21 protein-coding genes are annotated in these 26,955 nt (G+C 66.4%); 14 read left to right on the top strand and 7 right to left on the bottom strand.

The features are described from left to right. The 3 genes from GM672_RS12195 to GM672_RS12205 form a co-directional block, all read left to right on the top strand. Window positions 1-145: integrase core domain-containing protein (locus GM672_RS12195; RefSeq protein ID WP_155470803.1), on the top strand; the 145-nt coding region annotated here is incomplete at its 5' end. A 425-nt stretch (window positions 146-570) separates the two neighbouring features. Then, entirely contained in the window at window positions 571-1,422 is an 852-nt protein-coding gene (locus GM672_RS12200; RefSeq protein WP_170300035.1) for a phosphatidate cytidylyltransferase, read from the top strand. 8 nt (window positions 1,423-1,430) lie between these two features. Then, complete coding sequence (locus GM672_RS12205) at window positions 1,431-3,224, top strand: bifunctional alpha/beta hydrolase/class I SAM-dependent methyltransferase (protein ID WP_155470805.1); 1,794 nt, start codon at window positions 1,431-1,433, stop codon at window positions 3,222-3,224. Here the strand turns inward: GM672_RS12205 and GM672_RS28915 are convergent. Together GM672_RS28915 and GM672_RS28920 are read right to left on the bottom strand one after the other, a co-directional pair. Then, window positions 3,175-3,792, bottom strand: a complete 618-nt coding sequence (locus GM672_RS28915) for a CDP-alcohol phosphatidyltransferase family protein (protein ID WP_211517354.1) — start codon at window positions 3,790-3,792, stop codon at window positions 3,175-3,177. The two genes, GM672_RS12205 and GM672_RS28915, sit on opposite strands and share 50 nt — an antisense overlap. Continuing rightward, window positions 3,768-4,949: a phosphatase PAP2 family protein gene (locus GM672_RS28920; protein WP_211517355.1), complete on the bottom strand. Its 1,182-nt coding sequence runs from the start codon at window positions 4,947-4,949 to the stop codon at window positions 3,768-3,770. The genes GM672_RS28915 and GM672_RS28920 overlap by 25 nt, the downstream gene beginning before the upstream one ends. Before the next feature lie 66 nt (window positions 4,950-5,015). Between GM672_RS28920 and GM672_RS12220 the strand changes: the two genes are divergently transcribed. Then, a complete protein-coding gene (locus GM672_RS12220; RefSeq protein WP_155470808.1) occupies window positions 5,016-6,062 on the top strand; it encodes a patatin-like phospholipase family protein in 1,047 nt (348 codons plus the stop codon). Then, window positions 6,053-6,787 (top strand): SDR family NAD(P)-dependent oxidoreductase, encoded by a 735-nt coding sequence (locus GM672_RS12225; RefSeq protein WP_170300036.1) that lies wholly within the window; start codon window positions 6,053-6,055, stop codon window positions 6,785-6,787. The genes GM672_RS12220 and GM672_RS12225 overlap by 10 nt, the downstream gene beginning before the upstream one ends. Window positions 6,788-6,797: 10 nt before the next feature. On the opposite strand, the gene GM672_RS12230 is transcribed toward GM672_RS12225, so the two are convergent. After that, entirely contained in the window at window positions 6,798-9,224 is a 2,427-nt protein-coding gene (locus GM672_RS12230; protein ID WP_155470810.1) for a glycoside hydrolase family 2 TIM barrel-domain containing protein, read from the bottom strand. 192 nt (window positions 9,225-9,416) lie between these two features. After that, a complete protein-coding gene (locus GM672_RS12235) occupies window positions 9,417-9,965 on the bottom strand; it encodes an acyloxyacyl hydrolase (protein ID WP_155470811.1) in 549 nt (182 codons plus the stop codon). 147 nt (window positions 9,966-10,112) lie between these two features. Between GM672_RS12235 and GM672_RS12240 the strand changes: the two genes are divergently transcribed. Next, window positions 10,113-11,012 (top strand): NAD(P)-dependent oxidoreductase, encoded by a 900-nt coding sequence (locus GM672_RS12240; RefSeq protein WP_260115687.1) that lies wholly within the window; start codon window positions 10,113-10,115, stop codon window positions 11,010-11,012. A 3-nt stretch (window positions 11,013-11,015) separates the two neighbouring features. On the opposite strand, the gene GM672_RS12245 is transcribed toward GM672_RS12240, so the two are convergent. Next, window positions 11,016-12,209 (bottom strand): M20 aminoacylase family protein, encoded by a 1,194-nt coding sequence (locus GM672_RS12245; RefSeq protein ID WP_155470813.1) that lies wholly within the window; start codon window positions 12,207-12,209, stop codon window positions 11,016-11,018. A gap of 169 nt (window positions 12,210-12,378) precedes the next feature. Here GM672_RS12245 and GM672_RS12250 point away from each other — a divergent pair, with 169 nt between their 5' ends. The 4 genes from GM672_RS12250 (at window position 12,379) to GM672_RS12265 (ending at window position 19,344) form a co-directional block, all read left to right on the top strand. Next, window positions 12,379-14,454, top strand: a complete 2,076-nt coding sequence (locus GM672_RS12250) for a molybdopterin-containing oxidoreductase family protein (protein ID WP_155470814.1) — start codon at window positions 12,379-12,381, stop codon at window positions 14,452-14,454. Window positions 14,455-14,463: 9 nt separating this feature from the next. Then, the gene (locus GM672_RS12255) at window positions 14,464-15,594 is read left to right on the top strand and encodes an aminopeptidase (protein ID WP_229417700.1); all 1,131 of its coding nucleotides are present in this window, start codon (window positions 14,464-14,466) and stop codon (window positions 15,592-15,594) included. 302 nt (window positions 15,595-15,896) lie between these two features. Continuing rightward, entirely contained in the window at window positions 15,897-17,594 is a 1,698-nt protein-coding gene (locus GM672_RS12260; protein ID WP_155470815.1) for a long-chain fatty acid--CoA ligase, read from the top strand. A gap of 79 nt (window positions 17,595-17,673) precedes the next feature. Next, window positions 17,674-19,344, top strand: a complete 1,671-nt coding sequence (locus tag GM672_RS12265) for a long-chain fatty acid--CoA ligase (protein WP_155470816.1) — start codon at window positions 17,674-17,676, stop codon at window positions 19,342-19,344. 50 nt (window positions 19,345-19,394) lie between these two features. On the opposite strand, the gene GM672_RS12270 is transcribed toward GM672_RS12265, so the two are convergent. Then, on the bottom strand, window positions 19,395-20,291 hold the full coding sequence (locus GM672_RS12270) for a LysR family transcriptional regulator (protein ID WP_155470817.1): 897 nt from the start codon (window positions 20,289-20,291) through the stop codon (window positions 19,395-19,397). A gap of 130 nt (window positions 20,292-20,421) precedes the next feature. On the opposite strand from GM672_RS12270, the gene GM672_RS12275 reads away from it, so the two are divergent. The 4 genes from GM672_RS12275 to GM672_RS12290 are packed head-to-tail and all read left to right on the top strand — an operon-like array spanning window position 20,422 to window position 25,371. After that, a complete protein-coding gene (locus GM672_RS12275) occupies window positions 20,422-21,666 on the top strand; it encodes an acyl-CoA dehydrogenase family protein (RefSeq protein ID WP_155470818.1) in 1,245 nt (414 codons plus the stop codon). Between the two features lie 18 nt (window positions 21,667-21,684). Further along, window positions 21,685-22,521, top strand: coding sequence for an SDR family oxidoreductase (locus GM672_RS12280; protein ID WP_155470819.1), 837 nt, complete (start codon window positions 21,685-21,687; stop codon window positions 22,519-22,521). Window positions 22,522-22,523: 2 nt separating this feature from the next. Then, window positions 22,524-24,362, top strand: coding sequence for an acyl-CoA dehydrogenase (locus GM672_RS12285; RefSeq protein WP_155470820.1), 1,839 nt, complete (start codon window positions 22,524-22,526; stop codon window positions 24,360-24,362). A 31-nt stretch (window positions 24,363-24,393) separates the two neighbouring features. Beyond that, a complete protein-coding gene (locus tag GM672_RS12290) occupies window positions 24,394-25,371 on the top strand; it encodes an NADPH:quinone oxidoreductase family protein (RefSeq protein WP_155470821.1) in 978 nt (325 codons plus the stop codon). Window position 25,372: 1 nt separating this feature from the next. On the opposite strand, the gene GM672_RS12295 is transcribed toward GM672_RS12290, so the two are convergent. Further along, window positions 25,373-26,947 (bottom strand): alkaline phosphatase D family protein, encoded by a 1,575-nt coding sequence (locus GM672_RS12295; protein ID WP_155470822.1) that lies wholly within the window; start codon window positions 26,945-26,947, stop codon window positions 25,373-25,375. Window positions 26,948-26,955 lie beyond the last annotated feature (8 nt).

Consider the following 26,955-nt stretch of genomic DNA (forward strand, 5'->3'; position numbering starts at 1 on the left):
TGACTGGCTCGCTCATCACCTGTTTGAGACGCTCGACGAAATCCAGGAATTTGCCGCCAACTGGTTGTGGACCTACAATCACGACCGACCCAATATGGCGCTCGGCGGTATCACGCCAAAACAGAAATTGGCACTTGCCGCTTAACCTCTACTTTTAGCGTGCTCTAAAAATGGGGGGATTACCGAGGGATTTAGTTGCTTCAAAACCAGTGTCACACCGCTGCGGCGGACCGACCACTTTTCTGGCGACTGTCCGCCAAAGCGGCGTCCGCCCGCTACAGCGACCGACTGGTTTTATGGCAAATATTGCTGGCACGGCATGTTGCGACTGCATGCTGATCAGCCGTTCTCCGTCGTTGGCAGGCAAGCAAGGGAGTGATAATTCTTGCTGATCTCGCATTGATTAACTTGTACCAGTCATCCGTCAGTGTTGTCCCTTCGGCTGAGCTGCCTCAACGATTACATATTTAGGAAGTATTCGCGGTTGAACTCGCTATAATTAATAGGACGCAATTTCTCTTCCTAAATATGCTTCCTTTTCTCAGCATGGGTTCCCAGATCGGCGTGGCAATGACGGCGCTGTATGGACTGCTGGGCCTGACTTCCTTGTCCGTACGGCTTGCTGCCGGCGCAGCTCCTTCGAGCACATTGAGTGCCCAGGTCAATGCATGGTGGCGGATATTTCCTTTTATTAGCCTGGCCTTGGTGATTTACCCCGTGGGGTCTGCCCTGCTGGCCTGCGCGATCTGGCTGCTGGCGATCGCTGAACTGGCGCCGTACCAGAGCAAGGCCCGGCCACGCTTCTGGGCTGGCGGCGCAGCCGCGTCGGCGTTGGCGTTGGCACTGCAAGCTTTCGCACCGTACCTGTTGTCCGGTGTATTTTCCGGGCTGATCGTTATTCAGTATTGGCGTTTCAATGCTCACCCGGATCATGACAAACTCGTCAACTTATTATTACTGGTGACGGTTGGTGCCTTGGCTGTCTTGCCACTGTTTGCGCGGTTGCCTTTTGATTCGCCGACCAATCTGGCCTGGCTGTTCTATTTATTCGTGCTCACCGCATTGAACGATATCGGCCAGTTTATTTCCGGAAAACTCTTCGGCCGACAGAAAATCGCGCCGCATATCAGCCCGAATAAAACATGGCAAGGTCTGATAGGTGGCGTCGTGGTCTCCCAACTTGTTACCCTGGTACTGGGTCGATATTTCGGACTTGGCAGTGCGCCACGCCTGGCCGTTTATGCGCTGCTGTTGTCGCTGGGCGGTTTTGTTGGTGACTTGATGTACTCGGCAGCGAAACGCCACCTGGGCATCAAGGACTTCTCGCAACTGATTCCCGGTCACGGCGGCATTCTTGATCGGGTCGACAGCCTGGTCATCACGGCGCCATTGCTGTACTGGCTAATCCGCACATTTGAATAAGGTTTTACATGAAGATCGAGCACCCAGCGGCATGGACCGGCATCGAGTCCGGTTTCGCCGGCAATGACGGCACCTACCTGTTCTATCGCGCCTGGCAGCCCCGCTCGCCCGCCGCATCAGGCCCCGCCCGTGCGCTGGTGTTCCTGCATCGGGGTCATGAGCACTCCGGCCGCATCACGCAGCTGGTCGAGCGCTTCAACCGCCAGCAGGACTGGGCCTTCGCCTACGATGCACGGGGCCATGGCCACTCACCCGGCGAGCGTGGAGACGCGCCCAGCTTTGCCACCCTGGTCGACGACCTCGATGCGTTCGTGCGTCACATCGGTTCACGCTACGGCATTGCGCCGGAAAACATCGTCGTGGTGGCCAACAGCGTCGGCGCCGTTGTCGCCGCGACCTGGGTACACGACTATGCGCCCCGTATCCGGGGCCTGATCATGGCGGCAGCCGCGTTCAGTATCAAGCTGTATGTCCCGCTGGCCAAGCCCGGCCTGCGCCTGGCGCGCCGCTTCAAGCCGGACCTGTTCGTCACCAGCTATATCCGCCCCGGCATGCTGACCCATTCCGCCGCCGAGGCCACGGCCTACGCCTCCGATCCGCTGATCGCCAAGGCCATCTCCGCCAAGATCCTGCTGGAACTGGCCAATACGGCCGGGCGCATCGTGCGGGACGCTGCCGCGATCGACGTGCCCGTGCTGATGCTGGCGGCGGACAAGGACTTCGTCGTCAGCGAGGCGCCGCAGAAGGCCTTCTTCGAGCGGCTATCATCGCCGGTGAAACGCTACGTCAAGCTGCGCGACTGCTACCACGCCGTCTTCTACGAACGCGATACCTCGGCCGCGATGGCCGCCAGCACGGCCTTCGTCGATCAGTGCTTCAACACGCCGCCGCTGCCGGCCGCCCACTACGCCGCCGCCGACACGGCCAGCCACAGCGCGCGCGAGTACGCGGCCTTGCTGCGCAACGAGAACGGCACGGCAGTGAGCCGCGCCTGGTTCGGCCTGCAGCGCCGCATGCTGGGTGTGCTGGGTCCGCTGAGCGACGGCATGCGGATCGGCCTGACGCACGGTTTCGATTCGGGCGAATCGCTCGACTACGTGTACCGTAACCAGGCCGGCGGCAAGCTGGGATTGGGCGCGATCATCGACCGTGGCTATCTGGATGCGGTAGGCTGGCGCGGCATCCGCGTGCGCAAGGTCCAGCTGCAGCAGATGCTGGCCGAACGCATCGCCGCCCACCCGGGCGATGCACCGCTGCGCATCCTCGATATCGCCACCGGCTCGGCGCGGTACGTGCTGGAGACGGTCAAGCGCTTCCAGGACCGCGATATCGACGTCACCTTGCGCGACTATGCCCAGCATAACCTGGACCGGGCGCGCCAGCTGGCCGTCACCTTGCAGGTGCGCGCCACGCTCGACTTCCAGCAGCGCGACGCGTTCAGCGACAGCAGCTACGACGGCCTGGAAGGGCGTTACGACATCGCCATCGTCTCCGGCCTGTATGAGCTCTTCAGCGACAATGCAATGGTACGGCGCTCGCTGGAAGGCGTGGTACGCAGCCTGCGGCCGGGCGGTTACCTGATCTACACGGCGCAGCCATGGCATCCGCAGCTGGACATGATCGCCGGCACGCTGACCAACCACCGCGGCGGTGCATGGCAGATGCGGCCACGCCCGCAGGCGGAGATGGACGGGCTGGTCGCCCTGGCCGGCGCCACGAAGGTCGACACGGCCATCGGCGTCGAGGGAATCTTTACCGTGTCGCTGGCGCGGAAAGGCGCAGCGCCTGGCGCAGGCGGTTGAACACCGTCAGCAGCGACAGCAGCAGCAGCACGGCCAGCAGGCCGTTCCACCACAGGGGCGCCGTGCCGAAGCCGATCAGCAGCGCGATCAGGCCGAAGGCAAAGGCACGGTCGCTCTTGCCCATCGGACCGTCGAAGCGGCGCGGCGCGCCGATGGCCTGGGCCAGCACGCCGGCGAATTCGGCCAGCAGGGAAAACACCACCACCACTACGGCCAGCGGCGCCGAGACGCCCACCACCAGCGCGAAAGGCAGGTACAGCGCCGCGTCGGAGACCTGGTCGCACACTTCGTTGAGCAATGCGCCCAGCGGCGTCTTGTTGCCGGTGGCCGTGGCCAGCATGCCGTCGATGGCATTCAGGGCCATTCGCGCCAGGAGGAAGGCCGGCAAACCGAGCCACCATCCGGCACACGTGGGCATGAATGCCAGCGCCACGCCGTAGGCGATCGACAGCACCATCGCGAACAGCGTCACCTGGTTCGGCGTGATGCCGGTGCGGGTCAGCGCCGACAGTACGGGGCGCAGCAACTGCTGGAAGCGGGGCTTCAACTGGTAGATCGAGAAGGACATCGTGATTTCTTTCGTTGATAAAGGCGGGCGATAAAACGGCTGCGACTGTAACCCATCGCGCAATGAAGATAAACCGGCTCTCCGGCGCGTTCGCAGTCCTCCAGCAGTGCCAGCACCGCGCGGATCTGCGCCGCCTTCGGCGCGTGCAGGTCCAGCAGCGGCACGTGGCGATAACGTTCGTGGCGCAGCGAAGGGGTTTCGGGCAGCTCGCACGACAGGTCGATCACCCAGCAGTTCGCCGGTAGCTGCCGCGCCTCGCGTCCGGTCAGGCGGCGGCCCACCCACAACTGCCCGTCGTGACGGACGAACGCGGGGCGCTGCCGTTCGCGCAGCAGCACGGCCGCCCACGTCAGCCGGTAGCCGGCCAGGTAAGGCCAGTACAGCAGCCAGCTTGCCAGACCATGCCGCCCACCCTGCTTGCCGAGGAAGCCGGCATGCCTGCGCCAGTAAGCCACTGCCACCAGCGCCAGGCTGACCGCGACATAGGCCAGCAGCCAGCTGCGCAGGGCCCATGCGCCGGCCAGCAGCAGCACGCCGGTGCCGATGCCATAGTAGAAAGCCACCGTGTGTCGCCGCGTGCGGCCAGGTTGCACCAGCAGCGCTGCAAGGAGGCCTAGTGCGAGGCCGCCGGCCACGTCCAACACATGGTGCTGCCACGTGAACACCGTGCTGGCGACGATCAGCGCCAGCCACGCACCGAGGAGCGCGCGCAATCCGCCACGCACCAGCGGCACCAGCGCCAGCCAGAAAATCACGCAGTACGCCACATGCAGCGACGGGAACTGGTTATAGGGCTGGTCGATCAGGTCGAGGCCGCCGTACAGCAGCGCCAGCGCACCATCGAGCGCAGGGCGCGTCAGCGAGAAACGGGCAGGAAAGAGGGCAAATGCCATCGTGCCCAGCACGGTCGCCACCAGCAGACGCCGGCTCGCCACGCGCAACTGCTCCGGCGTGCGCACCAGGAAGAACACCAAGGTAAAGAAAGCGCCGGAGGTGGCGTAGGGCACGATCATCCACGGCAGGAAGGGGATGTCTGCATCGAGCGCAAGCGCCAGGCTGCGCCGCACCTGCTGCTGCGCCGCCAGCTGGTTCGCCAGCGGGTAGCACAGGGCGAACACGAGCCAGTTCAGCACCAGGTGCGTCAATCGTGCCGGCAATGCCGCGCTGCCGGCAAGGTGTCGCGCCTGTTGTGGGTTTGGCCGCATTTGGGCATTATGCATTCGATGGAGACACCTGAAAAGTACCGGCACTGCCTGGTCCTGGCCGGCGGCGGCTTCCGCTTCGGCTACTACCTGGGCGTGCATGCCGCCGCCGAGGACACCGGCAATGCGCCGGACATCGTGCTGGCCAGCTGCGGCGGCGCGATTGCCGCGGCGATCATCCAGGCGCTGCCCGATGCGACCGCACGTCGCGCCTGGGCCGCATCGCCGGCGATGTATGATTTCCTGTGCGCCGTGCAGCCGACCCGCTATGCCGCGCCACGCCGCGCGCTGGCCGATATCGCACGGCGCTGGCTGGCCCGCACGCCCGTCGCCACCGTTCCCGACCTGTTCAACGACTACCTGTTCGACGTGCCCGCCGCGCTGCCGTTGCCGCCGCCGCGCGCCGTCGGCCCGGCGCTGGCGATCGTCGGCGGCCGGCTGCTGTTCCAGCCGTACGAAGCGGGCGCCGCGCGTACAGGGCGCGAGCTTTACGAAGAAATCGTCTTCGGGCCCGCCCGTGCTGCCGCGCTGGTGGCAGGTACCGCGCCGGCGGCGGACAGCCGCTGGAGCAGCGGCGCCGTGGCACCTGCACTGGCCACCGACAGCGCCATGCCGGTGGCCGACGCCGTGCGCATCTCGGTGGCGGACATGTTCTACTTCCGTAGCCACCGCCATCAGGGCCGCGACTATACCGGCGGCGTGATCGACCTGTTCCCCATCGAGCTGGCGCAGCGACTGGCACGGCGCGTGACGATGGAACGCAAGGCGCCGTTCCATCCACACCTGGCCTTGCCGGCGTTGCGCGCGGTGCTGGGCATCGACGGCTCCGCGCGCTTGCGGCACGTGCATGACCAGGCCGCCGACGCGTGGTTCGATACCAGCGATGTCGGCACTGCCCTGCGCGCGCAGGGCATCGGCAAGCGCATCGACTGGCGCCGCAACCGCATCGCGCTGGCCATGCCGCCGACACTGGCTGCGTACGCGAACCAGGTCGAAGCGCAATGGCAATACGGCTACCGCAAGGGGCTGGCCGCCTTTGCCGCCGCGGGGAGCATGGCATGCGCGTGATGATCATCGGCGGCACCAGCGGCATCGGCCTGGCGCTCGGCCAGCACTACGCCAGCCAGGACGCGCAAGTGGCGCTGTGCGGGCGCGATACGGGCCGGCTCGACGGACATGCGCTGGCGGCGCACCCGCAAGTGCGGCGTTACGCCTTCGATATCGCCGACCGCGCGGCGCTGGAGGCCGCGGTGCAGGACTTCGGCAGCGACGGCCTGGACCTGCTGATCGTCACGGCCGGCCAGTACACGGATGCGGCCACCCTGGCCGTGCGGCCGGAAGCGGCACTGCCCGTGCTGGCCACCAATGTCGGCGGCCTGTGCCTGGCCTTCGACGCGGCCGGCGCGCTCATGCGCCGGCAGGGCCATGGCCACCTGGTGGCGGTGGCGTCGATTGCGGGGCTGGTGAAGGACTATCCGGCCGGTTCCCTGTACAGCGCCAGCAAGCGCGCGGCCATCGCCATCTGCGACACCTATCGCAAGGCCCTGGCACCGTTCGGGATCGCCGTCACGACCCTGGTGCCGGGCTATGTCGACACGGCGCGCCTGCGCGAACTCAATGGCGGCAGCGCCGCCGCCAAGCCCTTCCTGCAGCCCGAGGCCGATGCCGTGCAGCGCATGGCCGGTGCCATCGAGCGCCGCGCCGAGCGCTGTGTCTTCCCCTGGCAGCTGCACGCGCTGGTCAGGCTGTTCAACTGCCTGCCGCTGGGATTGCGGCAGCTGCGCCGCAAATAGAACGCCGGCGTCAGCGGGCCACGGCGTCGATACGTACCCGCTGCACCGGCAAGCCTTGCGCCGCGAACTCGACGTCGATGGGGCCCGCGTCGGTACCGGCGCGCACGACGGCCACCAGGCGGCCATGGAACGTGCTGCGCCGGCCTGACTGCAGGCTCGATGCGTCCATCGGATTGCCATTGCCGGCGCCCGCCAAGGTACCGGCGCCCTTGACGGTGACCGTCACGTGGCGGTCGCCGCCTTGGGCGTAAACGGGTGCGCCGTCGCTGTCGACCAAGGCGGCGCTGACATAGACCAGGTCTTCGCCATTGGCGCGTACCTGCTGGCGATCTGCCTGCAGCGTGATGGCGGCCGGCGCGCCGGCGGTACGCAGTTCCCAGCTGGCGGCGGGCTTGCCGTCCCGGTAGCCGACGGCGACCAGGCGGCCCGCCGCATACGGCACGCGGTAGTCGGTCTTGTATGCGGTGGCGCGGTCGACGGCACGGCGTCCCAGGCTGCGGCCGTTCAGGAACAGCTCCACTTCCGGATGCTCGGAATACACCACCACCTTCAGCGGCTTGCCTTCCTGGCCCCGCCAGCTCCAGCTCGGGTGCAGGTCTTCCAGCGACCAGTCCAGCTCCGGATGGGTCTTGAACATGTCCCGGTCCGGCAGGTCGGCGGTGCCGGGCGGCTGCTCGACGAAGGCGGCGACGGGATCGATGCCCGTCTTCCACAGCACCTGCCGGTAGAAGGCGGCGGGGCGCTTGCGGCCGGTGGCATCGATCTCGCCGCAGTAGGCCAGGTGCCACGGGTAGGCACCCAGCTGCTTCCAGTCCTGCGAGTAGCCCATCCAGCCGATACCCGTTTCGCCCAGGTAGTCGAACGAGGTCCAGACGAAGTCGCCGATTACCCAAGGCATTGTCTCGACCGGGTCCCAATAGCGGAAGGCGTCCTTCGACGTCGACTCCGAGGTGTACATCACGCGCGCGGGATGAGTAAGGTGGTCGCTGCCGAACAGGTGGGCGCGGTAGTTGTAGCCCGCCACATCGAGTTCGGCGAACTGCACCGCGTTGTGCGGAGTGTCCATGTTGACGCCTTGCGTCACGGGCCGGGTCGGGTCGAGCCGGCGGATGCGCGCGGCCAGTTCGCGTGCCGTGCGTGCCCCGGCCGGCGTGCCCTGTTCGGGGATCTCGTTTCCCACGCTCCAGAACAGCACACTGGGGTGATTGCGCCCGCTCGTCACCAGGCTGTCGATGTCCTGCCGCCAGTCGCTGTCGAAGAAGCGCGAGGAGTCGGCGTCGCGCTTGGATATGCGCCACATGTCGAAGGCCTCGTCGATGACCAGCATGCCCAGTTCGTCGGCGGCGCGCAGGGTGGCCTGGCTGGCCGGATTGTGGGCGCTGCGGATGGCGTTGTAGCCGGCCTGCTTCATCAGCGCGACCTTGCGTGCATCGGCGTCGGGGCTGCCGGCGGCGCCCAGCATGTAGTTGTCGTGATGGATATTCCCGCCGCGCAGGAGCACCTTGCGGCCGTTGATGCGCAGGCCGTTGGTGGCATCGGCCGTCACGGTGCGGATGCCGAAGCGGGTGCGGCGCACGTCCTTCACGACGCCGTCGACTCGCACTTCCTGCACCAAGGTGTACAGGTTGGGCGCGTCGGGCGACCACAGTTTCGGCTGCGGCACGGCCAGGCGCTGGGTGACGTCGACGCTGCCGCGCGCGGCCACCGTCAACTGGCGCCGGGCTTGCGCCAGCGCGGCATCGCTTGTCCCCACCACCGTTGAAATCAGCTCGACGCGGGCCGGGCTTTTGCCCCGATTGGCGATGCCGGCGCTGACCTGCACGTCGCCCCGTTCGGCTGTCGCGACGGGCGTCGTGACGAACACGCTGTCCGGCGCGATGTGCACCGGGTCGAGCAGGTCGAGGGTGACGGGGCGGATCAGGCCCGAGCCGGCATACCAGCGCGACGAAGGGTCGACGTGATTGACCCGCACCACGATGACGTTCTCGCCCGCCCGGGCCTTGCCCGTCAGGTCCAGCGTGAAGGCCGTGTAGCCGTAGCGGTGATTGCCCACGTGTTCGCCGTTCAGCCAGATGTCGGCGTTCATGTAGACAGCTTCGAAGTTCAACCGCAGTACGCGTGCCGCATCCGCCGCGCTCAGGTCCAGACGGTGGCGATACCAGCCTTGCCCGCCCGGCAGGTAGCCCGAATCCTGGCCGCCGACGGCCTTGGCGTCAAACGGCGGCGAGCCGTCGGCCTTGTCCATGATGGAGAAATCGTGCGGCACGGTGATGCGGCGCCAGCCCTTGTCGTCGAAGGCGGCTCGTTGCGCCTCCGGCACCGGGCCGGCCTTGAACAGCCAGCCCTGCGACAGGCTGCGCTGTTCGGCCGAAGCGTGGGCGCACAGCAGCGCGGCGATGAGGGAGAGGCGATGCAGCAGGCGCGAAGTCGATGGCATGGGCGATGGCGGAAAAGGAATCCGCGCATGCTAGCAGCATGACAATCGGGCAAGGTATGCCATTTTCAGTGAGACGGATATCGCATTGGCATAGCGTGGGGCGGCCAGCGAAGCCATACTGGGCAACCCGGTCGGTTTTCGGGCAACAAAAAGCCCGCGCGAGGCGGGCTGTGGTCGGGCGCGTGCGGAGGCTTAGAAGCGGTAAGCGAGCTTGACCACGCCGTAGTCGACGCCGCTGTTGGGCTTCTTGATGCTGCCGTTGGAGAAGTGCTGCATCTTGACGGCCACTTCCCAGTTCTTGTTGAACACATAGCCGATGCCGATGTGGTCGCCGAACTGGAAGGCCGTCGACAGGCGGTCGTCGTTGTTGTTATAGGTGTGCGACATCAGGTGGGCGCCGATGCCGATTTCCGCGTAGAGGCCCAGCTTGTTGACGTTCTCGAAGCGGAACACGGGCGTGAAGCCGATGTCGACGATGTGCTGCTTGTCCCCAGGCACGTTGTTGTACTGGCGGCCTTCCCAGGCGCCGAAGCTGGCGTCCCAGTAACCGGTCAGGTGGGTGCCGTTCGAATTGAACCAGCTCCAGCTCGGTTTCCAGTCCTGCGTGGCGCCGATGCGCACCATGCGGATTTTCGATGCGGTGGCAAATTCCGTGTAGGCCGTGTCGACCAGCTTGCCGTCGGCGGCGAACGCGGCTTGTGCAGCCACCAGGGCGGCCAGGGCCGCGATGATTTTTTTCATGGGTGTATTCTCGTCTGTTGTGGATGCTTTATCCGTAGCGATAAAACAATGGCGTCATTGTACTCATCTTCGCAAAATCCTTCCGGAAACCAAACGGACGTTAAAATTGCTGCAATAGTCAACGTTTTGGAGAGCAAAATCGTGGCATTGTTTTCGAAAATCGCATTTCTTGGTATGGGCCTGATGGGAGACCCGATGGCGCGCCGGCTGCTGGCGGCGGGGCTGCCCGTCACCGTGTGGAACCGCACCGTCAGCAAGGCCGAGGCCCTGGCCGAGGCCGGCGCCACCGTCGCGCCCCTGCTGGCCGATGCCGTGCGCGAGGCGGACGTCGTCATCACAATGCTGGAGGCGGGGCCCGTGGTGGGCGCCGTCATCGATGCGGCACTGCCGGCATTGCGCTCGGGCACCCTGTGGATCGACATGAGCTCCACCCGGCAGGCCGAAGCGCAGGACTTCCACGCGCGGCTGGCGGCGGCCGGATGCCGCTTCGTCGATGCGCCCGTGTCCGGCGGCGTCGGCGGCGCCCAGGCGGGCACCCTGGCCATCATGGCGGGCGGTGGCGAAGACGATATCGAAGGCGCCCGGCCCGTGTTCGAAGCGATGGGCCGGCTGACGCGGGTGGGCCCGGCCGGCGCCGGCCAGGTCGCCAAGCTGTGCAACCAGCTGATCGTGGGCGGCACCATCAATATCGTGGCGGAAGCACTGCTGCTGGCCCAGGCGGCCGGGGCCGATCCGGCCTCCGTGCGGGCCGCCATCCGGGGCGGTTTTGCCGAAAGCAAGGTTCTCGACGTGCACGGCCAGCGCATGCTGGAGCGTAACTGGTTGCCGGGCGGCCAGGTCACGACGCAGCTGAAGGATATGCACAACATCCTGGCCGCGGCCGCGGCCGCCGGTGTGGCCTTGCCCGTCACCAGCCTGGTGACGGAGCGTTACGAGTCGATCCGGGACGTATATCCGCAGGCTGACCACGCGGCCGCGCTGCTGGCGCTGGAACGCCTCAATCCCGGCCAGCGCGTCGGCGATGCGCCGGACCGGTTACCGGAATAAAGCTCAGCGCAGCGGCAGGGCCCGTTCGACGAGCCGCACCCAGAAGCTGGCGCCCACGGGCAGCAGGTTGTCGTTGAAGTCGTAGCTGCCGTTGTGCAGCACGCAGGGCCCCATGCCGTGGCCGCCCGCGCGGTGGTCGCCTTCGCCGTTGCCGATGAAGATGTAGCAGCCCGGCTTTTCCTGCAGGAAGAAGGCGAAGTCCTCGGCGCCCATGGTGGGCTCCACATTGGCATTGACGCGCTCGGCGCCAACCACTTCCTCCATCACCTCGACGGCAAAGGCCGTCTCGCGCGCATGGTTGACCAGCGGCGGGTAGTTGCGCTTGAAGTCGAATTGCACTTGCGCGTCGAAGCCGGCGGCGATGCTTTCCGCCAGCGCCTGCATGCGGCGCTGGATCAGGTCCAGCACGGGCGTCGTGAACGTGCGCACTGTACCGACCAGCTGGGCCGTATCGGGAATCACATTGGTGGCGCTGCCGGCGTGGATCTGCGTGATCGACAGCACGGCCGTGTCCAGGGGGCTCTTGTTGCGCGTGATGATGGTCTGCCAGGCCTGCGCGATCTGCACGGCGATCATGATCGGGTCGATGCCGTTATGGGGCTGTGCCGCGTGGGCACCCTTGCCCTTGACCGTCACGTGGAATTCGTTGGAGGAGGCCATCATCGGCCCGCTGCACACATTCATCGTGCCGGCCGCGTAGCCGGGCCAGTTGTGCATGCCGTAGATGGCGTCCATCGGAAAGCGTTCGAACAGGCCGTCCTCGATCATGCGCCGGGCGCCCGCGCCGCCTTCCTCGGCCGGCTGAAACACCAGGTAGACGGTGCCGTCGAAATCGCGCTGGCGCGCCAGGTGGTAGGCCGCACCCAGCAGCATGGCCGTGTGGCCGTCGTGGCCGCAGGCGTGCATCTTGCCAGGGTGGCGCGACGCGTGCGCGAAGGTGTTCACTTCCTGCATCGGCAGGGCATCCATGTCGGCGCGCAGGCCGATGGCCCGCTCCGACGTGCCGTTCTTGATGATGCCCACCACGCCCGTCAGCCCCAGCCCGCGCACGACGGGGATACCCCATTCGGTCAGCCTGGCGGCAACGGCATCGGCGGTGCGCACTTCTTCATAGGACAGTTCCGGGTGGGCATGCAGATCGCGCCGGATCTGCTGCAGCTCGGATTGAAACGCAATAATCGGTTCGACGAGTTTCATCTGGCTCTCCAGGTTTTATTCTCAGTGCCTCGGTAAGGCATGTCGCCAGCAGCGGTTCGGACATTGTAGTCCCAGCAGGCGCCCCATTGCCAGACCATCGCCGGACGGTGCCGCCATCGCCGGAATGGTTTACGATAGCGCTTTCCCCCGCAACACCGAAGCGATTCCCATGACCACCACCCAAGTGCGCGCCGCCTGCCCGCACGACTGCCCCGATACCTGCGCCATTCTCGTCACCGTCGATAACGGCGTTGCCACCGAAATCAAGGGCGATCCCGATCACCCCACCACGGCCGGCGTGCTGTGCACCAAGGTGTCGCGCTATGCCGAACGCACCTATTCGCCCGACCGCCTGCTGTACCCGATGCGCCGCACGGGCGCCAAGGGCGAGGGCAAGTTCGAACGCATCAGCTGGGACGAAGCGCTCGACACCATCGCCGCGCGCCTGAAACCCCTGGCCGACACACGCCCCGAAGCGATCCTGCCGTACAGCTACTGCGGCACGATGGGATTGCTGCAGGGCGAATCGATGTCGTCCCGCTTCTTCAACCGCATCGGCGCCTCGCTGCTCGATCGCACCATCTGCGCGATGGCCGGCGCCACCGGCTACAAATACACCGTGGGCGGCTCCATCGGCACCGACCTGGAACAGTTCCAGAACGCGAAGCTGATCGTCATCTGGGGCGGCAACCCGATCGCGTCGAACCTGCATTTCTGGACCCGCGCGCAGGAAGCCAAGCGGCGCGGCGCCAAGCTGGTGGCGATCGACCCGTACCGCTCGCTGACGGCAGAGAAGTGCCATATGCACATCGCCCTGCTGCCCGGCACCGATGCGGCGCTGGCGCTGGGCATGATGCATGTGCTGATCGCGGAAAACCTGGTCGACGACGACTACATCGAGCGCTACACGCTGGGCTTCGAGCAGCTCAAGGCGCGCGCCGCCGAGTGGACGCCGGAGCGCACTGCCGAGACCTGCGGCATCACGGTGGACGAAGTGCTGGCGCTGGCCCGCCTGTATGGCGAAACGGCCAAGGCGGGCGAGCCGGCCGCCATCCGCGTCAACTACGGCGTGCAGCGGGTGCGCGGCGGCGGCATGGCCGTGCGTAATATCGCCTGCCTGCCCGCGCTGGTGGGCGCGTGGCGCCACGCGGCCGGCGGCATCCAGCTGTCCACCTCCGGCTCCTTCCCCACCAACCAGCGGGCCTTGCAGCGGCCCGACCTGCTGAAAAAGCGGCCCCGCACGATCAACATGACGACCATCGGCGACGACCTGCTGCGCCCCGCGTCGCCGGAATTCGGCCCGCGGGTGGAAGCGGTCATCGTCTACAACGCCAACCCGCTGGCGATCGCGCCGGATTCGTCGAAGGTGGCGGCCGGCTTTGCCCGCGAGGACCTGTTCACCGTCGTGCTGGAGCACTTCCAGACCGACAGCGTCGACTACGCCGACATCGTGCTGCCCGCCACCACCCAGCTGGAGCACATGGACGCCCACCTGGCCTATGGCCACCTGTACATGATGGCGAACAACCCGGCCATTGCGCCGATGGGCGAAGCCAAGCCGAATACGGAAATCTTCCGCCTGCTGGCCGCGCGCATGGGCTTCGACGAGCCTGCTTTCCGCGAAAGCGATGACGAGATGGCAGCGTACGCCTTCCGCAAGGACGACGCGCGGGCCGTGCATTTCGATTGGGAAGCGCTGAAGCAGAAGGGCTGGCAGAAGCTGAACATGCCGGATGCACCATTTGCCTGCGGCAATTTCCCCACACCTTCGGGAAAATGTGAATTCTTTTCGGCCAGCATGCAAGCCGATGGCCTGGAGCCCGTGCCAGACTACATCCCGAACTACGAATCGGCGGCATCTACCCCCGAACTGGCGGCAAAATACCCGTTGGCGATGATATCTCCGCCGGCGCGCAACTTCCTGAACTCGACTTTCGTCAACGTGCAAAGCCTGCGCAACACGGAGGGCGAACCGTGGCTCGACATGCACCCTGACGATGCGACAACACGTGGCATCAACCACGGCGAAACCGTGCGCATCTTCAACGATCGTGGCTCGTTCACGTGCAAGGCGCGGGTGACGGACAAGGCCCGCCGGGGCCTTGTCGTGGGCCTGTCGATCTGGTGGAAGAAGCTCGCCCGCGATGGCAAGAACGCCAACGAAGTGACGAGCCAGCGCCTGACCGACATGGGCCGTGCGCCCACGTTTTACGATACACTCGTTCAGGTGGAGAAAGCCCTGTGAGTCCGATGTATGCGCAAGATTGCCTCTTTAAAAACACGAGCCAAGTATCTGCTGGCGGGGCTGTCGTGCGCGGCCATGCTGGCCGGTTGCGCCCAGGTTAAGTATTACTATCAGGCCGCGCAGGGGCAGTATTCGCTGTGGTCTGATTCCCGTCCCATCGACGACTGGCTGGGCGACCCCGCCACGGACGCCAAGCTGCGCGCACGGCTGGAAAAAGCCGTCTTCATCCGCCGTTTCGCCGTCAAGGAACTGGGCCTGCCCGACAACGCCAGCTACAAGAATTACGCGGCCCTGAACCGCCCCTTCGTGCTGTGGAACGTCGTCGCCACGCCGGAGCTGTCGCTGCGCCCGATCCAGTGGTGCTTCCCCATCGCCGGCTGCGTCGCCTACCGCGGCTACTACGACAAGGCCGACGCCACGGCCTATGCCGAAGAGCTGCGCGCCGAAGGCGACGACGTGCAGGTGGGCGGCGTGCCGGCCTATTCCACCTTGGGCTGGTTCAGCGATCCGCTGCTGTCGACCTTCATCAATTATTCCGATGCCGAGCTGGCGCGCATGGTGTTCCACGAGCTGGCGCACCAGGTGGTGTATATCGCCGGCGACTCGCGCTTCAACGAAGCCTTCGCCACCGCCGTCGAGGAGGCCGGCGTCGACCGCTGGCTGGAGCTGTACGGCAACGACGCCATGCGCGAAGCCTACGTGCGCTACAGCGGCCGGCGCAAGCAATTCCTGGCGCTGCTGGTCAAGCACCGGCAGATGCTGTCGGACCTGTATGCCAGCAAGGCCAGCGTGAAGAAGAAGCGCGAGGAAAAGGCCCGCATCTTCGCCGCGCTGCAGGACGAGTACAAGGTCCTGAAGGCCGACTGGGGCGGCTATGCCGGCTACGACCGTTTCTTCGCCGACAAGCTGACCAATGCCCACCTGGCCGCGGTCGCCACCTATAATGACCTTCTGCCCGGCTTCAGAGCGTTGTTGGCAAAGGAAAAAAACTTTCCACATTTCTATGCTGCGGTGCAGCGCATGAGCAATCTGCCTTCCGTCGAGCGGCACGAGCGCCTTGTCGAGCTCGCACGCCAGATGGCGCCACCCGAAGCCACCGTGCTGGCCGAGAAACAGCCGGACACGACCGGCGGTCGGTGATTGTTGCGTTGCAGTAGGAAAAGGCCGTGTCGCGGCCTCGTCCGGGCGCAAAAAGCACTTGCATCGGGGACGGTGGGCCGATAGCATCTTATCTGCAGATAGTACGAGCGTTCGTTTTTTTGAAATGCAGGGCCGAATCGCCGCCGGTGCTGTGCTGCCGGCGTCAACTAAAACAGGTAGGGAAGGCTCGCACGGCCACGCGCTGGCGTGCCGCGCCGCCGGCACGCAGGCGGTCACGGCCCGTACCAACGCACCCAGGGCGGACGACCTCCCGACGATAATATCGAGACAAGAGGCACAGGATGGATAAAATCTGGTTGAAGTCGTACCCGCCCGGCGTCCCCGCCGACATCGATCCGAACCAGTACCGCTCGCTGGTTCAGCTGCTGGAAGCGTCGTTCCAGCAGTACGCGCAACGCAATGCGTTCGTGTGCATGGATAAATTCATGACCTACGGCGAACTCGATGCCTACTCGCGCCGCCTGGGCGCGTGGCTGCAAAGCCGCGGCATGAAGCCCGGTGCGCGCGTGGCCCTGATGATGCCGAACGTGCTGCAGTATCCCGTCGCCATCGCCGCCGTACTGCGCGCCGGCTACACCGTCGTCAACGTCAATCCCCTGTACACGCCGCGCGAGCTGGAACACCAGCTCACCGATTCCGGCGCGGAAGCCATCGTCATCCTGGAGAACTTCGCCCACACGCTCGAGCAGGTGCTGCCGCGCACGCCCGTCAAGCACATCATCGTCGCCAGCATGGGCGAGATGCTGGGCGGCGCCAAGGGCATGCTGGTCAATTTCGTCGTGCGCAACGTCAAGAAGATGGTGCCGGCTTACTCCCTGCCGAACGCCGTGCGCTTCAACGCGGCGCTGAAGCACGCCTCGAGCATGAAGCTCACGCCCGTCGACGTGGGCCAGGAGGACGTCGCCTTCCTGCAGTACACGGGCGGCACCACCGGCGTGGCCAAGGGCGCCACCCTGACGCACCGGAACATCATCGCCAACGTGCTGCAGTCGGAGGCATGGTCCCAGCCGGGCCTGAAGAAGGACCCCGTGGTGGAGACGGTGTCGATCGTCTGCGCGCTGCCGCTGTACCATATCTTCGCGCTGACGGCGTGCGCCATGTGGGGTATGCGCGTGGGCGCGCTCAATATCCTGATCCCGAACCCGCGCGATATTCCGGGCCTGATCCGCGAGCTGTCGAAGCACAAGTTCAATATGCTGCCGGCCGTGAACACGCTGTACAACGCGCTGGTGAACCATCCCGACTTCCGCCACCTGGACTTCTCCGGCCTGAAGATCGCCAACGGCGGCGGCATGGCCGTGCAGCAGGCCGTCAACGACAAGTGGCTGGCCGCCACGGGCGTGGCCATCATCGAAGGCTACGGCCTGTCCGAGACGGCGCCGGTGGCAACCTGCAACCGCGCCGACAGCACGGCGTTTTCCGGCACCATCGGCCTGCCGGTGCCGTCCACCGAGATCGCCATCCTGGACGACGACGGCAACGAAGTGCCGCTGGGCCAGCCCGGCGAAATCGCCATCCGGGGCCCGCAGGTGATGCAGGGCTACTGGAACCGGCCGGACGAAACGGCCAAGGTGATGACGCCGGACGGCTACTTCAAATCCGGCGACGTCGGCATCATGGACGAGCGCGGCTATGTGAAGATCGTCGACCGCAAGAAGGACATGGTGCTCGTCTCGGGCTTCAACGTCTACCCGAACGAGATCGAGTCGGTGGTGGCGGCCCATCCGGGCGTGCTGGAATGCGCCTGCATCGGCGTGCCGGACGAGCATTCCGGCGAGGCCGTGAAAGTCTTCGTCGTGCGCAAGGACCCGGCGCTGACGGTCGACACCCTGATGGCCTACTGCAAGGAAAACCTGACCGGCTACAAGAAGCCGAAATATATCGAGTTCCGCGACGAGCTCCCGAAAACCAATGTCGGCAAGATCCTGCGCCGCGCCCTGCGCGACGAAATGACGGCCGGCGCCAAGAAGGCAGCGTAGATCCCCCGCACGGGGCCCGGCCGCCTGCTCGTCAGGCGGCTTTTTACGCAGCCGGCTACAACGAAAGAAGAGGCATCGAATGGAAAAAATCTGGTTGAAATCCTATCCCGAAGGCGTACCGGCGGAGATCGACAGCACGCAATATCGCTCGGTGACGCACCTGCTGGAGGATTCCTTCCGCAAGTATGCGGACCAGAATGCGTACGTCTGCATGGACAAGTTCCTGACCTATGCCCAGGTCGACCAGATGTCGCAGAAATTCGGTGCCTGGCTTCAGGGCAAGGGCCTGAAACCGGGCGCGCGCGTGGCCATCATGCTGCCCAACGTGCTGCAGTATCCGGTGGCGATGGCCGGCATCCTGCGCGCCGGCTACACGGTGGTCAACGTCAACCCGCTGTACACGCCCCGTGAACTGGAGCACCAGCTGAAGGACTCGGACGCGGAAGCCATCATCGTGCTGGAAAACTTCGCCACCACGGTGCAGGAAGTGCTGGCGCAGACCCAGGTCAAGCACGTCATCGTCGCCTCGATGGGCGACCTGCTGGGCGGGATCAAGGGCGCCATCGTCAACTTCGTCGTGCGCCGCGTGAAGAAGATGGTGCCGGCGTTCTCGCTGCCGAACGCCGTCACGTTCAAGCAGGTGCTGGCCGAAGGCAGCCGCATGACGCTCAGCCCGGTGAAGGCGGGGCATGACGATGTCGCCTTCCTGCAGTACACAGGCGGCACCACGGGCGTATCGAAAGGCGCCATGCTGCTGCACCGGAACGTCGTCGCCAACGTGCTGCAGAACGAAGCGTGGCTGCAGATGAAGCCGCAGACGGAGCAGCCCGTATTCGTCTGCGCGCTGCCGCTGTATCACATCTATTCGCTCACCATCAGTGCCTTCATGAGCATGCGCCTGGGGGGCCTGAACCTTTTGATCCCGAACCCGCGCGACATTCCCGGCTTCGTCAAGGAACTGGCCAAGTACAAGGTCACCGTGTTCCCGGCCGTGAACACGCTGTACAACGCGCTGCTGAACAACGCGGAATTCGCCAAACTGGACTTCTCCAGCTACAAGATCTGCAACGGCGGCGGCATGGCTGTGCAGCGCGCCGTGGCGGACCGCTGGCTCAAGCTGACGGGCACGCCCATCATCGAAGGCTACGGGCTGTCCGAGACGTCGCCCGTGGCCACCGCCAACCGCGTCGACATCAAGGAGTTCACGGGCACCATCGGCCTGCCGATCCCGTCGACGGAAGTGGCCATCCTGGACGACGACGGCAACCCCGTCCCGCTGGGCACGGCCGGCGAGATCGCCATCCGCGGCCCGCAGGTGATGGCCGGCTACTGGAAGCGCCCGGACGAAACGGCCAAGTCCATCACGCCGGACGGTTTCTTCAAGACGGGCGACATCGGCATCATGGACGAACGGGGCTACACCCGCATCGTCGACCGCAAGAAGGACATGATCATCGTCTCGGGCTTCAACGTCTACCCGAACGAAGTCGAAGGCGTCGTTGCGGCCCACCCTGGCGTGCTGGAATGCGCCTGCATCGGCGTGCCGGACAAGAATTCCGGCGAAGCCGTCAAGCTGTTCGTCGTGCGCAAGGACCCGGCCCTGACGGCCGAGCAGTTGCTGGACTTCTGCAAGCACGAACTGACGGCGTATAAAAAGCCGAAGTACATCGAGTTCCGCGACGAACTGCCGAAGACGAATGTCGGCAAGATCCTGCGGCGCCAGCTGCGCGATGAAAAGCAGGCCGCGTAAGCGCGCCCGCATGCAGGAACAAGGCTCCGCAAGGAGCCTTTTTTACGGCCCTACATCTGCTCCCGGAACACCTGGGCGATGAGGCCCCGCAGCCACCGCTGCGCGGGGTCCTCGTCCATCGCCGCATGCCAGTACATCTCGATGCGCAGGGGTTTCAGCCGGATCGGCAGCGGCCGCACGACGATGGGCAGCAGGCGGCACATGGCGTTGGCGTAGGCGGCCGGCACGGCCACCAGCCAGTCGCTGTCGGCCACTACCTGGCAGGCCGAAAAATAGTGCTGGCAGACGATGCCGATATCGCGCGCCTTGCCGCCTTCGAGCAGCAGCTGGTCGAGCGGGTCCACCGTGCCGTGCGACACCACGGAGACGTGCCGGGCCGCCAGGAAGTCGCGCGTTCGCAGGGTGCCGGCGGCCAGCGGATGGTCCGCCCGCATCGCCAGCACCATCGCGTCGTGCGCCAGGAACTCGCTGTGGATGCGGCTGTCCGTGTGGGTGCTGCGGTCGATCACCAGGTCGATCGCGCCGGAGACCAGCTGGCGGTCGACGTCGTCGCGCTGCACGCGCCGGCTCACCAGGCGCACTTTCGGCGCCACCGCCGTGATGTGGCGCACCAGCGCGGGAAACATGATCGACTCCAGCACGTCCCGAAACCCCACCGTAAACACGGCGTCGACCTGGGCCGGGTCGAACTGGCCGACCGCCTCGATGGCGGCGCGCAGGCCGCTCAGGTGGAACTGCAGCTTCGGCATCAGGGTGCGCGTCTTATGGGTCGGCACCATGCGGTTGCCCTGGCGGACGAACAGGGGATCGTCGAAGATCTCGCGCAGCCGGTTCAGCGAATGGGTAATGGCCGGCTGGGTCAGGTGCAGGGCGTTGGCGGCGCCCGTGATGCCGCCGTTGGCGTAGATCGATTCCAGCACTTTCAGCAGGTTGACGTCGAAGCGCATGGGCTCTTCCAATGGTTTCAGGAGTAACTGAGGCCATCAATATAATTGATGACCTCCATAAAAATACGTCAATTTGATTTAATCGGCAACTGCTCTAGACTGGTCCCGCACCCACAGCACAGGAGCCATGATGGATTTCACCCCCAGCAGCAAGGCGGCCGACTACCTGGCCAGAGTCCAGGCCTTCATGCGCGACGAGATCGCGCCCGTCGAACCGGCATTCTGGGCCGGCATCCGCCAGGCCAACCACGGCGCCGACTGGAGCCGCTGGACCGTACCGCCCGCCCTGGAAGAGCTCAAGCGCAAGGCGCGCGCCCAGGGCCTGTGGAACATGTTCCTGCCGGACGCGCAGCTGGGCGCCGGCCTGTCGGTGCTGGAGTATGCGCCGATTGCCGAGGAAACCGGCCGCAGCCTGCTGGCGCCCACGGTCTTCAACTGCAATGCGCCCGACAGCGGCAATATGGAACTGCTGTTCCGCTACGGCTCGCCGGAGCAGAAGGAACGGTGGCTGCACCCGCTGCTGGCCGGCGAAATCCGCTCGGCCTTCTGCATGACGGAGCCGGACGTGGCGTCGTCGGACGCCACCAATATGCGCGCCACCGCCGTCGTCGACGGCGACCAGATCGTCATCGACGGGAAGAAGTGGTGGTCCAGCGGCATCGGCGATCCGCACACGAAAATCCTCGTCGTCATGGCGCACACGCCGGACCCCGCCAAGGGCAAGCACGAGCAGCACACGATGGTGCTGGTGCCGGTCGATACGCCGGGCGTGAAGATCGTGCGCATGCTGCCCGTGTTCGGCTGGTATGACGAGCCGCACGGCCACGGCGAAATCCACTTCGACAATGTGCGCCTGCCGCTGTCGGCCGTCATCGCCGGTCCGGGACGGGGCTTCGAGATCGCCCAGGGCCGCCTGGGGCCGGGCCGCATCCACCACGCCATGCGCTGCATCGGCGCGGCCGAGGCGGCGCTGGAACTGATGGTCCACCGCGGCATGGCGCGTGAAGCCTTCGGCAAGCCCCTGATGGAGCTGGGCGGTAATGCCGAGCGCCTGGCCGAGGCCCGCATCGCCATCGACCAGGCCCGCCTCCTGACCCTGCACGCGGCGTGGAAGATCGACACCGTCGGCGGGGCCAAGGCGATGAAGGAGATCTCGCTGATCAAGGTGGTGGCGCCGAACGTGCTGCAGCAGGTATGCGACATGGCGATCCAGATCCACGGCGGCGCCGGCCTGTCCGACGATACGCCATTATCGGCATTCTTCATCCAGGCCCGTTCGATCCGGCTGGCCGACGGCCCCGACGAAGTGCACAAGACCTTGATCGCGAAGCTGGAACTGAAACGGCTCGGCTACGGCAAGCTGCGCTCCCACTGATTTCATCGCAAGGACACCATGACCAACAGGATTTTCATCACCGGCGGCGCGTCGGGACTGGGACGCGAGATCGCATTGCGCTGGGCCCGCACCGGCGCGCGCGTGTGCATCGGCGACGTGCATGATGCAAGGGGCGCGACCGTGCTGGAAGAAATCAGGCAGGCCGGCGGTACGGGCCTGTTCCTCCATTGCGACGTCACCAGCACGGCTGACCTGCAGGCCGCGGCCAACCGCCTTGTCACCGAGTGGAACGGCGTCGACATCGTCGTCAACAACGCCGGCGTGGCCACGGCCGGCACGCTCGACGCCGAGCCGATCGAGCAGTGGGAGTGGATCCTGAACATCAACCTGCTGGGCGTGGTGCGGGGCTGCCAGGCCTTCGCGCCCCTGTTCCGCGCGCAGCGGCGGGGCTACTTCGTCAATATCGCGTCGATGGCGGGGCTGGTGCATCCGCCCGGCATGGGCAGCTACAACGCCAGCAAGGCCGCCGTCGTCGCATTTTCCGAAACGCTGCACCTGGAGCTGGCCAATGAGAATATCGGCGTGTCCGTGGTCTGCCCCTCGTTCTTCCAGACCAACCTGGCCGAGTCGCTGCGCACCACCGATCCGAAGGCGGCGGCCAATGTGCAGAAGCTGCTGCGCCGGGGCCGCGTGACGGCGGCGCAGGTGGCCGACAGCATCTTCAACGCCGTGCAGGTTCGCCAGTTCCTCGTGCTGCCGCACAAGGACGACCGCAAGACCTACCTGATGAAGTGCTACCTGCCGGTCCGTTCCTACCTGCAGAAGATGACGAAGCTGACCAGCAAATCGTTCGGCCGCCCCCGCGCCGTGCCGGACGCACCGAAAGGAGCTTGAGAATGCCATCGACCATCCTGTCCCGCCGCGACCTGGCCTTCCTGCTGTACGAATGGCTGGACGTGGAGCGCCTGGCCGAGCGGGAGCGCTTTGCCGACCATGGCCGCGAAACCTTCGATGCCGCCCTCGACACGGCCGAACGCATTGCCACTGACCTGTTCGCGCCGCACAACAAGAAGAACGACCAGAACGAACCGCATGTGGTCGACGGCAAGGTCGCCATCATCCCGGAAGTGAAGGCCGCGCTGGACGCCTGGTCCGAGGCGGGCCTGCTGGCCGCCGCGCAGGACTATGAACTGGGCGGCATGCAGCTGCCCTGCGTGGTCGAGAAAGCCGTGTCGGCCTACGGCATGGCCGCCAACGTGGCCACGTCGGCCTACCTGCTGCTCACCCTGGGCAATGCGAATACGCTGCTGAAGACGGCCACGCCGCTGCAGGTGGAACGCTTCGTGCGCCCGATGCTGGCCGGCGACTTCTTCGGCACCATGTGCCTGTCCGAGCCGCAGGCCGGCTCCAGCCTGTCCGACATCACCACGCGCGCCGAGCCGGACCCGCAGGACGGCCCGGACGGCGAACGCCAGTACCGGCTGCGTGGCAACAAGATGTGGATCTCCGGCGGCGAGCATGAACTGGCCGGCAATATCGTCCACCTCGTGCTGGCCAAGATTCCCGGCCCGGACGGCCGCCCCATCCCCGGCGTGAAGGGCATTTCGCTGTTCATCGTGCCGAAATACCTGCTGGATGCCGACGGCAAGCCGGGCGAGCGCAACGACGTCGTGCTGGCGGGCCTGAACCACAAGATGGGCAATCGCGGCACCACCAACTGCCTGCTCAACTTCGGCGAAGGCCAGCACCGGCCGGGCGGCCGGGCCGGCGCCATCGGCTACCTGGTGGGCCAGCAGCACCAGGGTCTGGCCAATATGTTCCACATGATGAACGAGGCCCGCATTGGCGTCGGCATGGGCGCGACGGTGCTGGGCGTAACGGGCTACCTGCACGCGCTGGACTATGCCCGCACCCGCCTGCAGGGGCGCCACCCGGCCCAGAAGGACCCGGCCCAGCCGCAGCTGCCCATCATCGCGCACACGGATGTGCGGCGCATGCTGCTGGCACAGAAGGCCTATGCGGAAGGTGCGCTGGCGCTGGTGCTGTATTCGGCCAGGCTGGTCGACGAGCAGCGCACCGCGCCCGACGAGGCGGCGCGCCTGAAGGCGGACCGGCTGCTCGACATCCTGACGCCGATCACGAAATCGTGGCCGGCCCAGTGGTGCCTGGAAGCGAACAGCCTGGCCATCCAGGTCCACGGCGGCTACGGCTACACGCGTGAATACAATGTCGAGCAGTTCTACCGCGACAACCGCCTGAACGCCATCCACGAAGGCACGCACGGCATCCATGGCCTCGACCTGCTGGGCCGGAAGGTGTCGATCCAGAATGGCGCCCTGTTCGCCGCGCTGGGCGAGGAAATCGGCGCGACGGTGGCGCGTGCCCGCGACGTCGCCTCGGCCGACCTGCGCGGCCATGCGGCGCAACTGGACGCGGCCTGGCAGCGCGTCGTGACGGTCACCCAGGCCATGTACGGCGCCGGCGACATGAACCGCACCCTGGCCAACGCCAGCCTGTACCTGGAGGCGGTGGGCCACGTGGTGGTGGCGTGGCTGTGGCTGGAGCAGGCGCTGGCCTGCCCGCCCGATGGCGGCAGCGAGCCCGATTTCTACCGGGGCAAGCTGCAGGCCTGCCGCTACTTCTACCAATGGGAACTGCCGAAGACGGGGCCGCAGCTGGACCTGCTGGCGCAGCTCGACACGACGGCGCTGGACATGCAGGACCCCTGGTTCTGACAATGACGAAACATCGACTGGAGGAGACAGCATGAAAGCAGTGGTATGCAAGGCCTGGGGCCTGCCCGACACCCTGGTGGTGGAAGACGGCCCGGACGTGGTGCCGGGCCCGGGCCAGGTGGCCATCGACGTCAAGGCGGCCGGCGTCAATTTTCCGGATGTGCTGATCATCCAGGGCAAGTACCAGTTCAAGCCGGAGCTGCCGTTCACGCCAGGCAGCGAGCTGTCCGGCGTGGTGCGCGCGGTGGGCGAGGGCGTGACGACGCCGGCCGTGGGCGACAAGGTGATCGCCTTTACGTCCAGCGGCGCCTTTGCCCAGCAGATCGTCGTGGCCGCGCAAGCCGTGATGCCGATGCCGCCGGGGATGGACTTCGACACGGGCGCCGCCGTCACGCTCACCTACGGCACCTCGCACCACGCCGTGGTCGACCGCGCCGCGCTGCAGGCCGGTGAAACCATGCTGGTGCTGGGCGCCGCCGGCGGCGTCGGACTGGCCGCCATCGAGATCGGCAAGGCGCTGGGCGCAAGAGTCATCGCCGCCGCCTCCAGCGAGGAAAAGCTGGCCGTGTGCCGCGAGCATGGCGCCGATGCCACGATCAACTACGCCACCGAGGATCTGCGCGAAGCGATCAAGGCGGCCACTGGCGGCAAGGGCCCGGACGTGATCTACGACCCGGTCGGCGGCGAATACGCCGAAGCGGCCTTCCGCTCGATCGGCTGGCGCGGGCGCTACCTGGTGGTGGGTTTCGCCAACGGCGAGATTCCGAAGCTGCCGTTCAACCTGGCGCTGCTCAAGGGCGCGTCCATCGTCGGCGTGTTCTGGGGCGAGTACGCCAAGCGCGAGCCGGCCGCCAACGCGCGCGCCATGCGCCAGCTGATGGGCTGGATGGCCGGAGGGAAGATCCGCCCGCACATCTCGGCGCGCTACCCGCTGGAGCAGACCGCGCAGGCGCTGAACGACATGGCCGCGCGCAAGGTGACGGGGAAGGTCGTGATCGTGCCCGAATGAGTCAGGTGCGCTGCACCACGCGGGGCTGGTCTGCCGTCACGGCAAACCGGGCCAGCGTGGTGACGGGGCTGGCCCGGTCGCGCACATCGTCCAGCCCCTGGAACAGCACCGTGGTGCGCTGCGGCGTCAGCTCGCACAGCATGTAGCCGCGCCGGTCGCTGCGGCCGTATTTGATATGGGGGTTCATCGCCACGTACTGCGCCGTGCGCTGCTGCGGGCGCGAGCTGGACGTGACGGAGGTGCCGCAGAACTCCGTCGCCACCACCGGGTTGCCGGCGCGCGCCGGGCCGGTCGGGTCGCGCCGCAGCTCGGCCGCGTAAAACGTGTGCACGTCGCCCGACAGCACGATGGGATTGGCGGCCCCGCTGGCGCGCAAGGTGTCGAGCAGGCGCTGGCGCGCCGCCGGATAACCGTCCCAGCCATCGGTCCAGAAGCGGCCGTCGCTGACGCGGTGGATTTCCACCTGCGACGACTGCGCCATCAAGGTCTGCTGGCCCAGGATATTCCAGCGCGTCTTCGACCCGCGCAATCCCTCCTTCAGCCACTGTTCCTGGGCCTTGCCCAGCATCGTGCGGCTGCCGTCCGCCAGCAGCGCGCAGGCATTGCGATAGACGGAGCTGGAACCGCCCCGGCCCGGACGCGGGCAGGCCTGCGGCGAGCGGTACTGGCGGTTATCCAGCATGTGGAAGCGCGCCAGCCGGCCCCAATCGTATCGCTGGTACATGCGTACGTCGCTGAAGCCGCCGGCGGCGAAGCGCACCGGCTGGTGCTCGCAATAGGCCTGGTAGGCCGCCGCGCGCCGGGCCGCGAAGCCTGCCGACAGCAGTTCGTCCCGCAGGCCGCCGTAGTCGTTGGCCACCTCGTGGTCGTCCCACGTCATGATCCACGGCGCCGCATGGTGCGCGGCCTGCAGGTCGGCGTCGCTCTTGTACTGGGCATAACGGGCGCGGTACTCGGCCAGGGTGAAGCTCTCGTCGCGCCGGATGGCCCGCTCGGGATGGCGCAGCTGGTAGGCGCCCCATTCGTAGATGTAGTCGCCCAGGAAGGCCACCAGGTCCGGCGCGGCGCTGGCGATATGGCGGTGCGCGCCATAGGCGCCGAATTCCCAGTGCTGGCACGAGGCGACGGCCAGTTTCAGCGTGGCCGGCTGCGCATCCGCCGCGGGGGACGTGCGGGTGCGGCCGACGGGGCTGGCGGCGTCGCCCAGCAGGAAGCGGTACCAGTACCAGCGGTCCGGCCGCAATCCACGCACATCGACGTGCACGCTGTGCGCCAGTGCGGGCAGGGCGGTGGCGCTGCCGCGCGCGGCGATGGTGCGAAAGGCTTCGTCCTCGGCCACTTCCCAGCGCACCGTGAAGGCAACCGGTGGCGTGGCGGCCGCGTTCAACGGATCGTGCAGGATGCGCGTCCACAGCACGACCGAATCGGGCAGCGGCGCGCCGGAGGCCACGCCCAGGCTGAACGGATAGGGGCTGTTGCGGGGCGCGGCGAACAGCCGGGGCGCGGCCGCCGACAGTGCCGCCAGGCCCGCCATGCGGGCACCGGTCAGCAGCAGCAGGCGGCGGCCGTCGTCCATGGCTGCCT

This window comes from Pseudoduganella buxea (assembly GCF_009720835.1).
Classification (GTDB): Bacteria; Pseudomonadota; Gammaproteobacteria; order Burkholderiales; family Burkholderiaceae_D; genus Rugamonas; species Rugamonas buxea.